At 71.7% G+C, this 13,142-nt stretch carries 12 protein-coding genes; 8 read left to right on the forward strand and 4 right to left on the reverse strand.

What is annotated here, in order from left to right:
* Nucleotides 1-668: AfsR/SARP family transcriptional regulator (locus BHU15_RS00935; RefSeq protein ID WP_141726746.1), on the reverse strand; the 668-nt coding region annotated here is incomplete at its 3' end.
* Between the two features lie 147 nt (nt 669-815).
* On the opposite strand from BHU15_RS00935, the gene BHU15_RS00940 reads away from it, so the two are divergent.
* The 5 genes from BHU15_RS00940 (at nt 816) to BHU15_RS00960 (ending at nt 5,466) form a co-directional block, all read left to right on the forward strand.
* Nucleotides 816-1,580, forward strand: coding sequence for an SDR family oxidoreductase (locus BHU15_RS00940; RefSeq protein WP_069625403.1), 765 nt, complete (start codon nt 816-818; stop codon nt 1,578-1,580).
* A 99-nt stretch (nt 1,581-1,679) separates the two neighbouring features.
* Nucleotides 1,680-2,282: an NADPH-dependent FMN reductase gene (locus BHU15_RS00945; RefSeq protein ID WP_069625404.1), complete on the forward strand. Its 603-nt coding sequence runs from the start codon at nt 1,680-1,682 to the stop codon at nt 2,280-2,282.
* Between the two features lie 97 nt (nt 2,283-2,379).
* Nucleotides 2,380-3,384: an ATP-binding cassette domain-containing protein gene (locus tag BHU15_RS00950; RefSeq protein WP_069625411.1), complete on the forward strand. Its 1,005-nt coding sequence runs from the start codon at nt 2,380-2,382 to the stop codon at nt 3,382-3,384.
* Nucleotides 3,381-4,241, forward strand: a complete 861-nt coding sequence (locus BHU15_RS00955; RefSeq protein ID WP_069625405.1) for an ABC transporter permease — start codon at nt 3,381-3,383, stop codon at nt 4,239-4,241. The genes BHU15_RS00950 and BHU15_RS00955 overlap by 4 nt, the downstream gene beginning before the upstream one ends.
* A gap of 136 nt (nt 4,242-4,377) precedes the next feature.
* Nucleotides 4,378-5,466 carry a MerR family transcriptional regulator gene (locus BHU15_RS00960; RefSeq protein ID WP_069625406.1) on the forward strand — a complete coding sequence of 363 codons (1,089 nt, stop codon included), beginning with the start codon at nt 4,378-4,380 and terminating at the stop codon, nt 5,464-5,466.
* Here BHU15_RS00960 and BHU15_RS00965 read toward each other — a convergent pair.
* The 3 genes from BHU15_RS00965 to BHU15_RS00975 all read right to left on the reverse strand — a co-directional run bounded on the left by BHU15_RS00965 (nt 5,456) and on the right by BHU15_RS00975 (nt 10,713).
* Nucleotides 5,456-6,853: a WD40 repeat domain-containing protein gene (locus BHU15_RS00965; RefSeq protein ID WP_069625407.1), complete on the reverse strand. Its 1,398-nt coding sequence runs from the start codon at nt 6,851-6,853 to the stop codon at nt 5,456-5,458. The two genes, BHU15_RS00960 and BHU15_RS00965, sit on opposite strands and share 11 nt — an antisense overlap.
* A gap of 7 nt (nt 6,854-6,860) precedes the next feature.
* The gene (locus BHU15_RS00970; protein WP_069625408.1) at nt 6,861-10,202 is read right to left on the reverse strand and encodes an AAA family ATPase; all 3,342 of its coding nucleotides are present in this window, start codon (nt 10,200-10,202) and stop codon (nt 6,861-6,863) included.
* A gap of 85 nt (nt 10,203-10,287) precedes the next feature.
* Complete coding sequence (locus tag BHU15_RS00975; RefSeq protein ID WP_023540112.1) at nt 10,288-10,713, reverse strand: universal stress protein; 426 nt, start codon at nt 10,711-10,713, stop codon at nt 10,288-10,290.
* Nucleotides 10,714-10,817: 104 nt separating this feature from the next.
* Between BHU15_RS00975 and BHU15_RS00980 the strand changes: the two genes are divergently transcribed.
* From BHU15_RS00980 to BHU15_RS00990, 3 genes are read left to right on the forward strand one after another with little or no spacing between them, the layout of a single operon-like run.
* The gene (locus BHU15_RS00980; protein ID WP_255292991.1) at nt 10,818-11,435 is read left to right on the forward strand and encodes a GrpB family protein; all 618 of its coding nucleotides are present in this window, start codon (nt 10,818-10,820) and stop codon (nt 11,433-11,435) included.
* Nucleotides 11,436-11,495: 60 nt separating this feature from the next.
* Complete coding sequence (locus BHU15_RS00985; RefSeq protein ID WP_069625409.1) at nt 11,496-12,455, forward strand: GNAT family N-acetyltransferase; 960 nt, start codon at nt 11,496-11,498, stop codon at nt 12,453-12,455.
* A 58-nt stretch (nt 12,456-12,513) separates the two neighbouring features.
* Nucleotides 12,514-13,098 (forward strand): TetR/AcrR family transcriptional regulator, encoded by a 585-nt coding sequence (locus BHU15_RS00990; protein WP_069625410.1) that lies wholly within the window; start codon nt 12,514-12,516, stop codon nt 13,096-13,098.
* Nucleotides 13,099-13,142: the final 44 nt, after the last annotated feature.

Genomic DNA, 13,142 nt, shown 5'->3' on the forward strand with positions numbered 1-13,142 from the left:
AGCTCCGCGACCAGCAGCGCCCGTAGCTCCGCGTACGACTCCAGCGCCTCGCCCTGCCGCCCGGCGCGGTAGAGCGCCCGCATCTGTAGGAGGCGCAGCCGTTCGCGCAGCGGGTGGCGGGCGGCGAGCGCGGTCAACTCCCCGGCCACCTGGGTGTGTTCGCCCAGGTCGAGCCGGGCCTGTGCCTGGTCCTCCAGGGCGGTGAGCCGCTGCTCCTCCAGCCGCCGTACCGCCGTACGTACGAAGGACTCGTCCCTGAAGTCCGCGTACGCCGCCCCGCGCCACAGCCCCAGCGCCTCGTCGAGGAGGTCGACGCGCGTCCGCGCGGTGGCGGCGGCCCCGGCCCGTACCAGCAACTCCCGGAAGCGGTCGGTGTCCACCTCCGCGCCGGTCAGGTCGAGCGCGTATCCGGCGGGCCCGAGGACCACCCGGTCGCGGCCGATGGCGCGGCGCAGTTGGGAGACCTTGCCCTGGAGGGCGTTCGCGGGCTTGCCCGGCGGCTCGGCGCCCCACAGGTCGTCGACGAGCCGGTCGGGCCGGACGGGGCGGCCCTCGTGCGTGAGGAGGACGGCGAGCAGGGCGCGGACCTTGGCCTCGGGCACCCGGACGACGGACCGCCCGCCCTCCCCGCTCCGTACGGTCAGTGGACCGAGCACTCCGAACCGCATGCCTGAACCGTACCCACCCGTCCCGGACCCCCGCCCGCGGCCGACCATCAGCGGATCATCAGCGACCCCGCGCAGCCTGGCTTCCACCAACACCGCCGGTACGTCCGGCGGTGCGTGCGGAAGTGAACAGAGGGAGCGGGAGACGGCATGAGTACGTACAAGGGCCTGAAGACAGTCATCATCGGCGGTTCGATGGGCATGGGTCTCGCCATGGCCAAACGCCTGGTCGAGGGCGGCGCCGAAGTCCTGCTCACCGGGCGCAACCCGGTGAATCTCAAGGAGGCGCGCAACGAGCTGGGCCCGTCGGCCCACATCGTCAGCTCCGACATCTCCGACCTCGCCGCCATCGCGGAGCTCGGCGGCCTCGTCACGGAGAAGCTGGGCCGGGTCGACCACCTCTTCGTCAACGCGGGCATCGCGCGGCTCGGGGAGTTCGAGGAGGTCACGGAGGAGGACTACGACGCGCTGTTCGGCGTCAACACGAAGGGCGCCTTCTTCACCGTGCAGCGGCTGATCCCGCTGCTCAAAGAGGGCGGCTCGATCGTCTTCACGACCTCCGTCGTCGACGGTACGGGCACCCCGGGCATGGGCGCCTACGCCGCCACCAAGGCGGCCCTGTGGTCGTTCGCGCAGACGCTGGCCGCCGAGCTGGTGTCGCGGGGCATCCGGGTCAACGCCGTGGCACCCGGTTACATCGACACACCGGGCGCGGGGATCCAGGGGCTGCCGGCCGAGGTGGTCGAGGCGTTCCAGAGGAAGGGCGACGAGCTGACGCCCATGAAGCGGCACGGCACCTCGGACGAGGTGGCGAGGGCGGCGCTGTTCCTCGCGACGGAGGCGACCTTCACGACCGGGCTGAAGATGTCGGTCGACGGCGGTCTCGGCAAGCAGATCGCCACCCCGGAGGACTGAGACCCGAAGAATCACGGCTCGCGCGCCCGCCAGATCTGATCTGGCGGGCGCGCGGCCGTGTCTAGCGCCTGAGGGGTGAGGGGGAAGGAGGCGGCCCGCATGCGGCGGTGCGACAACGGGGAAGAGGGCGTCGCGGCGCCGCTGCGTGTCGCGGTGATCATCGGCAGCACCCGCGAGGGCCGCCTCGGTGACGCGATCGCGCGATGGTTCGTCGAGCGGGCGGCCAAGCGGGACGACCTGGCGGTGTCGGTCGTCGATCTGGCCGACTTCGACTTCCCCGCTCGCTACCCCGACCGGGTCACGGAGCCGATGGCGGAGTTCACGGCCGAGGTCGACCGCGCGGAGGCGTTCGTGGTGGTGACCCCGGAGTACAACCGCTCGTTTCCGGCGTCCCTCAAGCAGGCCGTGGACTACGCGTACGACGAGTGGCAGACCAAGCCGGTCGCGTTCGTCAGCTACGGGCACGGATCGGGCGGGCTGTACGCGGTGGAGGGGCTGCGCTCGGTCTTCACGGAGCTGCACACGGTCACTCTGCGCAACGGGGTGTCGATCAATCTCTTCGACTGCGGCGACGACGTGCTCGACGTCGACGCGGCGACGGAGGAGCACCGAGACCGCGCGGCGAGCGTGCTGCTCGACCAGCTGGGGTGGTGGGGCCTGGCCCTTCGCGAGGCGCGGAAGGCGCGCCCGTACATCTGCTGACGAGCGCGACGCCGCATGACGAAGCCGCGACGCATGACGAAGCCGCGACGAATGACGAAGAACGACTACGCACGACGATGAACGACAAGGACTGATGATGAGTAAAGATCTCGCGATCGAGACCACGGGGCTGGTGAAAGTCTTCGGCTCGAACCGAGCCGTGGACGGAGTCGATCTCGCCGTGCCGACGGGCACGGTCTACGGAGTGCTGGGCCCCAACGGCGCGGGCAAGACCACCGTCGTACGGATGCTCGCGACACTGCTCCGCCCGGACGGCGGCGAGGCCCGTATCTTCGGCAAGGACGTGGTGAAGGACGCCGAGTCGGTCCGCAGCCGGGTCGCGCTCACCGGGCAGTACGCGTCGGTGGACGAGGACCTGACCGGTTCGGAGAATCTGATCCTGCTCGGCAGGCTCCTCGGACACACCAAGCCCGACGCCCGCGACCGCGCGGGGCAGTTGCTGGACGCGTTCGGTCTCACCGAGGCGGCCGGCCGGCAGGTCAAGAACTACTCGGGCGGTATGCGGCGCCGCATCGACATCGCCGCGTCCATCCTCAACACCCCGGACCTGCTGTTCCTGGACGAGCCGACGACGGGCCTCGATCCGCGCAGCCGCAACCAGGTGTGGGACATCGTGCGGGCCGTGGTCTCGCAGGGGACGACGGTGCTGCTGACGACGCAGTATCTGGACGAGGCCGACCAGTTGGCGTCCCGTATCGCCGTGATCGACCACGGCAAGGTGATCGCCGAGGGCACGAAGGGCGACCTGAAGGCGTCCGTCGGTTCCGGCGCCGTCCATCTGCGGCTGCGCGAGGCGGCCCAGCGGACCGACGCCGAGCGGGTGCTGGCCGCGGTGCTGAGCGCGGAGATCGTGCTCGACGCCGACCCGCTCGCCCTGACCGCCACGATCAGCGGCTCGGGCAGCGACCAGGGCGCCGCCGAGCAGGCCGGGCGGGCGCTCGCCGAGCTGGCGCGCGAGGGGATCGTCGTGGACAACTTCTCCCTCGGCCAGCCGAGCCTGGACGAGGTCTTCCTCGCCCTGACGGACAAGACGAAGAGCGGCACCGACGTGACAGACGTGAAGGAGGGGGCGGCGGCATGACCACCGTAGCCACGAAGACCAAGGACCTGGACGATCTCGAACTCGCCACGCCCACGGCGGACGACCTCGCCGCGCTGCTGGTGAACAAGGAACGGCCACCGAGGCCCAGCGCGCTCTCCGCGTCGCTGACGTTCGGCTGGCGGGCCATGCTGAAGATCAAGCACGTGCCCGAGCAGCTTTTCGACGTGACCGTCTTCCCGGTCATGATGGTGCTGATGTACGCGTATCTCTTCGGCGGTGCGCTGGCGGGGTCGGTCTCCGAGTACATCCAGTTCCTGCTGCCCGGCGTCATGGTGATGAGCGTCGTGATGATCACGATGTACACGGGCGTCGCGGTCAACACCGACATCGCCAAGGGCGTCTTCGACCGCTTCCGTACGCTGCCGATCTGGCGCCCGGCCCCGATGGTCGGCTATCTCCTGGGCGACGTGGTCCGCTATGTCATCGCCGCGGTCGTGATCCTCGGCGTGGGTCTGGCCATCGGATACCGGCCCGACGGCGGAGTGCTGGGCATCGCGGCCGGAGTGCTGCTGCTGCTCATCTTCTCCTTCTCGTTCTCGTGGATCTGGACGATGTTCGGGCTGATGCTGCGCACCGAGAAGTCGGTGATGGGCGTCAGCATGATGGTGATCATGCCGCTGACGTTCCTGAGCAACGTCTTCGTCGACCCGAAGACCATGCCGGGCTGGCTCCAGGCGTTCGTCAACAACAGCCCCGTGTCCGAACTCTCCAGCGCGGTACGTGAGTTGATGGCGGGCAACTGGCCGGCCCACGACATCGCGGTGACGCTCGGCTGGTCGGTGGGCCTGGTGGTCGTCTTCGGTACGTGGACGATGCGGCTGTACAACCGCAAGTGAGCGGGTGCGGTCGCTCGGCCCCGGACGGGTGTTGACTCTGCCCAAGGGGCAAGCCCCAGCATCGGGCGTGCCGGGCGAGGCGCCCGGTACGAGGAGGGCTGGACGGCAGGCGGCACTGCGGACCGGGAGGGCGGGCGTGGGTGAGCTGACCATCGGCGCGTTCGCCCGCGCCTCCCGGCTGTCGCCGAAGGCACTGCGCCTCTACGACGAGCTGGGGCTGCTGGCACCGGCTCGCGTGGACGGGACGACCGGCTACCGGTACTACGTCGAGGCGCAGTTGCCCCGGGCCCGGCTGGTGGCGTGGCTACGGCGCGTCGGGATGCCGCTGGCCCGGATCGGTGAGGTCTGCGATCTGTACGAGACGGATCCGCCGGCCGCCGGCCTGGTCATCGGGGCGTACTGGGCGCGGGTGGAGACAGAGACCGCCGCGCGCCGGGACCTGGTGACCTTCCTCGTTGACCAACTGTCGGGGAACCCGGCAGGGAAAGGCGTCGAGCAGATGTCTGAGATGAGGATGCGATACGCGGCCGGGACGGACCGAGGACTGGTCCGGCCGGTCAACCAGGACACGGCGTACGCCGGTTCACGGCTGCTCGCGGTGGCGGACGGGTTCGGGGCCGACGGGGCACGGGCGAGCGGGGCGGCGGTCGACGCGCTGGTGGCGCTTGAGGAGTCGGTCCGGGGCGCCGATGTGCTCAACGGCCTGGCGGACGCGGTGGACCGGGTGAACCGGGCCAATCGGGAGGGGAGTTCCGGGGATTCCGGGGATTCGGGGGACTCGGGGACCACGCTCACCGCGATGCTGTGGACCGGATCCCGGCTGGCGCTCGTACATGTCGGTGACACCCGCGCGTATCTGCTGCGCGGCGGTGAGGTCTCCCGCATCACGCACGACCACACGCTCGTTCAGTCGATGATCGACGCGGGCAGCCTCACCGCCGAGGAAGCCACGTCGCACCCCCGACGGGCGCTGCTGCTGCGCGCCCTCGACGGCAGCGCGGACCACGCCCGCCCCGATCTGCGGCTGCACGACGTGGTTCCGGGCGACCGCTATCTGCTCTGCTCCGACGGCCTGTTCACGGTCGTGGGCCCCGACGACATCCGGCGCGTGCTCGCCACGGCGGTGGATCCTGCGGACGCCGTGAGCGAACTGATCGCACTGGCCCTCGCGGCGGGCGGCCCGGACAACGTGGCGTGCGCGGTGGCGGACGCGGTCACGGTGTGACGGACCTGGTCACCGGCAGGTGAGTGGGGCGGGTCGTGGGGAGGCCGACGGGGAGGACATGGATCTCCCCTCCCGTCACCTCCCCATCCCGGTTCAGGGTCGTCAGACCGGCGGCCAGCCGGCGGCCGTCGGGTGACCAGGTCGTCGTCACGCCCCACAGGGGGTATCTGCGGCTGCCGAGGCTGTCCCGGGTCACGACCTGATGGTCGCTGACCCGGCGGATCGTCAGGTCATGGACCCGCTTCCCCGTGATCGCCAGATAGTCACCACCAGGGCTCACCCGCAGGGACTGGACCGGCACGCCGTCGTTCGCGATCACGTCCAACGTGCGGCCGTCCACCGGGTCCATGACATACACCCGCGCACCACGCGCGACGAACATCCTCGACTCGTCGGCGCAGAACGCGACGCCTTCGTACGAATCCACCGCCCCCCTGCCGGCGGCCTCGCCCACGGACAGCACCCGAGGGCTGCCCGTCCCCGACAGCAGGGCGACGGCGGGGCCCGGCGCGTCCCCCGTGCGATACCGGCCCGTGAGCGAACGCACGTGTCCCGTCTGCGGAGAGCCTGCCTCGACCGGCGCGCCCGACACCGCGTCGTACGCGAACTGCCGTCCCGGCTCCTCCTGATCGCGGACGGTGACCACCGGCTCGCCCGGCACCCACATCAGCCAGGGCGAGGGGAAGCCGTGGCCGGTGCGCAGGCACTCGCGCCAGTCGGCCGTGTCGTACACCACCAGCTCACCGTGCTCCCCGGTGACGGCCAGGAAGCGGCTGTCGTCGGAGAAGGCCAGTCGGCCGTGCTTCTCGTCCCGGCCGAAGGTCCTCAGCACTGCGACCGGGTTGCGTAGATCCGGTACGGCGCCGGCCTCACCGGCGAGCAGCCGGTCGGCGCGCGTCGGGTAACTCGTCGTACGCCACCAGTCGCCGACCGCCAGATGCTCGATCCACCGGGAGTCGGTGACCACCACGTCGTAGTCGGCCCCCACGCGTACGGACTCGCTGCGACGCATGTGCGCGGCGGATCCGGGATCCATCTCGTGGAACTTCTTCCCGTCCTCCCAGGGAAATCCGCCGTCAACACCCTCCAGCCACTCACTCAGACGCTCTTCGACCTCACCCGTGAAGGGCACGTTGCGCACCGCGATCCGGTCCACGTCCGCCACGTACCAGCGGGTGTTCGCGTCCACCCATGCCTCGTCCGCGTACTGCTCCCGCGTGATCGCCTCACCCAGCGGTCCACCCTGGAAGAGGCGGAGGTAGAAGCTCGCGTCGTCGGGGAGCGGTTGATGTTCACCGATGTCGTAGTAGACGACGGTGACGCGCAGTTGTACGCGGCGGGCCGGCGGATCGATCGCCAGCACACGCACGGCGTAGAGGTCGGTCATGGCGGGCTCACAGCCGCCAGTTGAGCGCGCCGGGTTCGCCGCCGTCGGACGGGGCGTCGTCCGCGAGTTCCGGACGGTACGCGCAGGTCGAGCCGGTGGTCACCGACTGCCGCAGATGCGCGGCCAGTTCGGGGTGGAGCGCGTCGAGCTTGCGGAGCGTGTCGCGGATACGGGCCGTGACGGTCTTACGGGCCCGCTCGGCCTCGTCGCCGAGCCGTCGGGTGCGCCCGCCGAGACCGGCGGCGGTGCGGAGTTCGTCGAGGAGCGCCTGGCGCTCCCTGTCGTACGCGGCGGCGCGCGCGTCGTCGCCAAGCTCACCCGCGCGGTCGATCTCCTGGTCCAGCTGGTCGAGCCGGCGCCGGTACTCCGCCTTGGCCCGCTCGTCCAGCACCGGGTCCCCGCCCATGGCGCGCGCGGCCACGGCCGTCTCGCCGCCGTTGGGGGCGAGGAGGCGGACGGCGGGGAAGTCGGTCCCCGGGCGGGAGAGCAGCGTGTGCAGATCGCGCAGGCCCTTGGCGTCGGGCACATGGACGGCCCGCCCGCCGAAGGCGAGCGCCCACACGGCCCCGTCGCGTCTGAACTCCGGGCCGGGTGGGGCATCCACGGCGCCTGTGCCTGTGCCTGTGCCGGTGCCTGCGCCGATGCCGGAGGCCGTACGGATGTCGGCACAGGCGCCCGGCTCGGCGGCCACCCTCGGCCGTACTTCCTCCGCCGTTTCCTCGGCCGCCGCTTCCTCCTCCCCCACCGCGCGGCTCTCCAGATGCCGCAGCCCCATCGCCTTCGCCGCCCCCGAGATCTCCACGCGCAGGGCCACCTCCGCCGCGGCGTCCCCCTCCCCGCCACGGGCCCGCAGCGCGTCCGCCAACTCCAGCCCCGCGCGCAGGGACCACGGTCTCGCCTGAAGGCGGTCGGCGGAGTCGCGCGCCGACGTGAAGGCCGTCACCGCCGCGTCCCACCGCCCCTCCGCCGCGTCCAGCATGCCGAGCCAGAGGTCGACGGGCCCGCTGATGTCGCAGCCGAACAGCGCGACGAGCCAACGGCCGCTGTGCGCGCCGAGCGCGCCCCGGGCCTCGGCGATCAGCGCGCGGTCACCCGTCGCGGCGGCCGTGTGCGCCAGCAGCCGGAACCACAGCGCCGCGAAGATCCGCGGGACCGGCTCCCGGCGGTCCGCCACCTGCCGCAGCAGCCGCAGCGCCCGCGCCGAGTCGCCGCGCTCGATCGCGGCGATCCCCTCCAGCATCACCGGGAACGGGTAGTCCACGCCTTCGAGGGTGCGCGTCACGGCGTCGGCCTGGTCGAAGTGACCCCGGATCATGTGCAGGGACCACCGTAGATGGGCGGCGAGATAGTCGTACGGAGTGTGGTCGCGCGCCACCTCGACCGTGTCCGCGTACCACTTCTCGGCCTGGTCGAAGTCGCCGGTCAGCCCCGCGACGATGCCCAGGTCAACGGTCCTGCCCAGCTCGTACCTGCGTCTGCCCGCGCGCTCGGCCACTCCCGCGTACGTACGCAACTGGCTCAGGTAGAGCGGATCGCCCAGCTCCAGCAGCGTGACCCAGCGCATCGCGGCGGCGTGCACCTCCATGCCCACGTTGTGCGTGCGGCGGGCGACTGCCGACATCTCGGCGGTGAGGGCGAGCCGTTCCTCGGACGTCCCGAGGCCCCAGATCGTGTCGTGCCGCGCCCAGAGGGAGAAGGCGAGCGCGTCGTCGTCATCGTCCTGCTGGGCCAGGGCGGTCGCGCGGACGGCGAGATCCTGCGCCATCCGCTCCCGGTCCGTGCCGTCGCCCGCGCTCAGGTCCGCGTCCGCGTCCGCGCCGTCGCCTTCGCCGACCAGTGCCCGGTACGCCTCGTGCAGCAGGTCCCCCGCCCGCGGGCCGCGGCCGGGGAGGTCCTGCTGCTGGTGGAGCGTGAGCGCGACGCGGGCCAGCAGCGCGGGATCGCCCAGCTCCCGGGCGGGCACCACCGCGCGGTCGAAGTAGCGCAGCGCCTCCTCCTCCATGCCGTGGTGCCGCAGCTCACCGGCGAGGTCGAGCGCGATCAGGACGGCCCGGCGCGGATCGCCCTCGCCAGCGGTCTCGGCCACCTCCAGGGCGCGCCGGAAGTGACCGACGGCCTCCTCGACCGCCAGCCTGCTCGACGCGTCCCAGGCCGCCGCGAGCAGCAGATCGATGCGGTGGGCGCGGTCCACGGTGTCACCGGCGAGATGGGCGTGCCGGGCCAGATCGGCGGGGACGACCTTCTCGCCCAGCGCCGGGGAGGCGTCCAGGGCCCGCACGACCGCGCCGTGCAGCCCGGCCGCGTCGGCCTCATCCAGAGAGTCGTACAGCGTCTCGCGGACGAGGTCGTGGGCGAAGGCGAACCGGCCTCCCGTACGCGTCACCACGAGCCTGGCCGACACCGCCCGGTCCAGCAGCCGGTCCACGTGCGGCACGGGCGCGGCCGTCGCGGCGGCCAGGACCTGCCGGTGGAACTCCCTGCCCAGCACGCTCGCCGTGATCAGCAGGTCGCCGACCGGCTTCGGCAGCATCGACAGCCGCCGCCGCACGGCCTCGCGCACACCGGGGGCGATCGTGCTGACCGGGCTGCCGCCGTGCCAGAGCCGGGCGGTCTGCTCGACGAAGAAGGGATTGCCGCCCGTGCGGCTGTGCACCTCGTCCACCAGGGCGGGCTCCGGCTCCCGCCCGGTGGTCAGCGCGAGGAGCGCGCCCACGTCGTCCCTGTCGAGCCCGGTCAGGGTGACGGCCGTGGTGGCGCGGGCGACGAGCGGCAGGATGAGCTGCTGGAGGGGATGGCCGGGCGCCTCCACCTCCACGTCGCGGTACGTCCCGATGAGCAGCAGTCGCTCGAACCAGGCGTGCTGGGCCGCGAATTCGAGGAGTTTGAGGGACGCCGTGTCCGCCCAGTGCAGATCGTCCAGGACGACGACGACCGGGCGCCGCTGGGAGATCGTGACGAGGGCGGTCGTCACCGCGTCGTACACGGAGAAGGCGTCCTTGGCGTCCTTCGACCCGTCGTCCCCCGCCGTCTCGCCGAGCAGCACCGCGAGCCGGCCGCCCGCGACCTTCTCGGCCTCGGCCCATTCCGCCTCGTCGAGCCCGCGCCGCATCCCGCGCACGACCTGCACCCACGGCCAGTAACCCGGGGCGCTGCCTTCCCAGCAGGACCCGCCGAGCACCAGCGCCCCGCGCTGCCGTGCCTCCTGGGCGGCGGCGGTGACGAGCGTGGTCTTGCCGATGCCCGCCTCGCCCGCGATCAGCACGAGACCCCCGTGGCTGTCCGTCGCCCGGCCGATCTCCGCGCGGAGGACGCCTGCGGGGTGCTCACGCCCGATCAGTGCAGGGGTCATGCCCAAAACCATAGAAGGCACCACTGACAATCGGCATACGAAATCTTTGCCGACGGTCAGACCCGCAGGTCACGGCCTCACGGCCTCATTCGCCGCGGACGACGACGACCGGCACCGTCGCGTGCTGCGTGACATGCAGGCTGACGGAGCCGAGCAGCGCCGCCTTGAACCCGCTGTAGCCGCGGTCGCCGACCACCAGCAGCACGGCGCCTTCGGCGCGGTCGAGCAACGCCTGGGCCGCGGGCGCGCCGACGACCTGCCGGTCGACGGCCGCCGCGCCCTCCTTACCGAGGGCGGACTCCAGCGTCTCGTCCAGGATCTGACCCGCCAACTGCTCCGGGTCGAACTCCGGCGGAATCCCGGGAGCCATCGTCGCCCACGCGCTCGCCGGGTACTCCCAGCCGATCGCGGCCTCCACGGTGTCACCGGTGAGCCCCGCCTGCCGTACGGCCCAGTGCAGTGCCTTCACCGACGAAGCCGACCCGTCGACCCCGACCACGATCCTGCCCATGACGTACCTCCGCCGTGCTCAATCGTTGAACCTTCTACCAGCGGCGACAACCTTCGGCGACAGGCGACTATTCCGGGGGTACCGCCCACACCAGGAGAAGAGACATGACGGACGACCACGGTCAGACACCCATGACGGACGACGAGATCGAGGCGGCCAGCCTCGGGGCCGCCCAACGGGTCAACGGGCAGGTCGCGTTGCGTGAGTACGACCCGCACTGGCCGGCTGTCTACGAACGGGAGGCGGCGCTCATCGGCGCGCGGCTCGACGAGCGGCCTCCGGGCGGCGGACGCCACCGGCTCGAACATGTCGGCTCCACCTCGGTGCCCGGCCTTCCCGCGAAGCCCGTCATCGACATGCTGCTGACCGTCGCCGACCCGGGTGACGAGGCCGGTTACGTCCCCGCCCTGGAGGCCGCCGGGTACGCGGTCGCCATCCGGGAGCCCGACTGGTACGAGCACCGCGTCCTCAGGAAGCAGGACCTCGATCCCTCCGCCGGCTCCGCCAACCTGCACGTCCTGCCCGCCGGCTGCCCCGAGGTCGACCGCATGCTGCTCTTCCGGGACCGGCTGCGTACGCACCCCGGCGACCGCGAGCTGTACGCGGAGACCAAGCGGGCGTTGGCGCGGCAGGAGTGGAAGTACCTCCAGAACTACGCCGACGCGAAGACCGAGGTGGTCGAACGCATCCTGAAGAGGGCGCGCCCGAACCGCGCCTCCTAAGGAGGGCGTGGCGGGAAATCGGTTCGACGGCTTCGCGGGGGGCTGGCAGCGTGGCGCGGCATGACCAACTTCGAAGCGGTGACCGCCGACGACGTGCGGCTCATGCAGGATCTGGCGCAGCGGGTCACCGCCCGCCGGCCCGATCTGGTGAACAGCGACGCGGCCTTCGGTGAGCTGGCCTGGAACTGGGGCAAGGGGCACGCCGCCGACGGTGGGAGCTGGACGCGTCGGCTGTGGTTCGCGGGCGGGGAGTTGGTGGCGTGGGGCTGGGCCCAGTTGCCGCGCCGGGTGAGGCTCAGTGACGGGTCGGTCAAGGACGTGACCGGTGCCTACCTGGCGTATCAGGTCCACCCCGAACACGCCTGGCTGATCGACGAGGTGATCGGCTGGTACGACGGCGCGGCACCGGCGGGCGTCGAGCGTACGGCGACGGCGAGCGCCGCCGACGGGTTCGCCCTGAAGCGGTGGGCGGCGCACGGTTACGGGCCCGACCCGGCCTCGCTCGGAGACACCGGGTCGTGGACACAGCTCAACGAGCGGGATCTCACCGACACCGACCTGGAATCGCCCGTACTCCCGGCCGGGTTCCGGTTCCGCACCGCCGACGAGGCCGGGGCGGAGGCCGCCGTCCGGGCCCATGTGGACGCCTGGGCTCCCTCCTCGTACACCGCCGAGAGCTACCAGGGCGTACGGCGTACGGCCGCGTACCGCGGTGACCTGCACGTCCTGGTGGAAGCGCCGGACGGCACGATGGCGTGCTCGACGATCATGTGGCTCGACGAGGTCAACAGGACCGCCCAGTTCGAGCCGGTCGGGACGCATCCGGGCTACCGGCGCCTGGGGCTGGCGCGGGCGACGCTGCTGCACGGGATGCGGCTGGCGCGGGCGGCCGGGGCCACCCATATGACGGTCGCCTGCCTGGGTGCGCCGGGGCATCCGCAGGCGCGCGGGCTGTACTACGGCGTCGGATTCCGGGAGTTGTCGCGGGACGTACCGCTCATCAAGGACCCTTCCGCATGAACCAACGTCCTGAACCAACGTTCTGAACGGATGTTCAACTCTGCGGTACGGTGTCTCCATGGGACACCGCGAAGAGCTGATGGCCGGGGCCAGGCGCTGCCTGGAGGAGCGCGGCTACGCGCACACGACGTCGCGCGACATCGCCGCCGCCGCCAAGGCGCCGCTCGGCACGATCAACTACCACTACGGCTCCAAGGAGGCGCTGCTCAACGCCGCCATGCTGGAGTCGATCCAGGAATGGGGCGCCAAGGTCCAGCAATCCGCACCCGAGCCCGAGGCCACGGTCGGGGCCCGGCTGGAAGCCATGTGGGCCCGGATCATCGAGTCCCAGGTCACCGACCGGCCCCTGCTCGTCGCCGCGAGCGAATCGCTCACGCAGGCCGAGCGGTCCCCCGAGGTGCGCGCCCAGATCGCGCGGGCGTACGAGGGCGCGCGCCCCCAACTCGCCGCCGACCTGCACGGCATCAGCGGCGCCGAGGGATCGGCCGACGCGGCGACCGCCCGCGCCGTCGGCTCCGTACACATGGCGCTCGTCGCCGGACTGACCCAGCAGTGGCTCATCGACCCCGAACACGCCCCGTCGGCAGCCGAGATCGCCGCCGGTCTGCGGGCCATCGCCCGGAGCCTCGACTCCGACGCGTGAACGGGTCGGCAATGCGGGCACCTTTCACGCATCTGCATGTCCAC

The organism is Streptomyces niveus (assembly GCF_001723055.1).
Taxonomy (GTDB): Bacteria; Actinomycetota; Actinomycetes; order Streptomycetales; family Streptomycetaceae; genus Streptomyces; species Streptomyces niveus.

Bases quoted from the DNA above. Each gene is read 5' to 3' on its own strand.
- BHU15_RS00940 (WP_069625403.1), top strand. From the start codon at position 816: ATGAGTACGTACAAGGGCCTGAAGACAGTCATCATCGGCGGTTCGATG.
- BHU15_RS00945 (WP_069625404.1), top strand. From the start codon at position 1,680: ATGCGGCGGTGCGACAACGGGGAAGAGGGCGTCGCGGCGCCGCTGCGT.
- BHU15_RS00950 (WP_069625411.1), top strand. From the start codon at position 2,380: ATGAGTAAAGATCTCGCGATCGAGACCACGGGGCTGGTGAAAGTCTTC.
- BHU15_RS00955 (WP_069625405.1), top strand. From the start codon at position 3,381: ATGACCACCGTAGCCACGAAGACCAAGGACCTGGACGATCTCGAACTC.
- BHU15_RS00965 (WP_069625407.1), bottom strand. From the start codon at position 6,853: ATGACCGACCTCTACGCCGTGCGTGTGCTGGCGATCGATCCGCCGGCC.
- BHU15_RS00970 (WP_069625408.1), bottom strand. From the start codon at position 10,202: ATGACCCCTGCACTGATCGGGCGTGAGCACCCCGCAGGCGTCCTCCGC.
- BHU15_RS00975 (WP_023540112.1), bottom strand. From the start codon at position 10,713: ATGGGCAGGATCGTGGTCGGGGTCGACGGGTCGGCTTCGTCGGTGAAG.
- BHU15_RS00980 (WP_255292991.1), top strand. From the start codon at position 10,818: ATGACGGACGACCACGGTCAGACACCCATGACGGACGACGAGATCGAG.
- BHU15_RS00985 (WP_069625409.1), top strand. From the start codon at position 11,496: ATGACCAACTTCGAAGCGGTGACCGCCGACGACGTGCGGCTCATGCAG.
- BHU15_RS00990 (WP_069625410.1), top strand. From the start codon at position 12,514: ATGGGACACCGCGAAGAGCTGATGGCCGGGGCCAGGCGCTGCCTGGAG.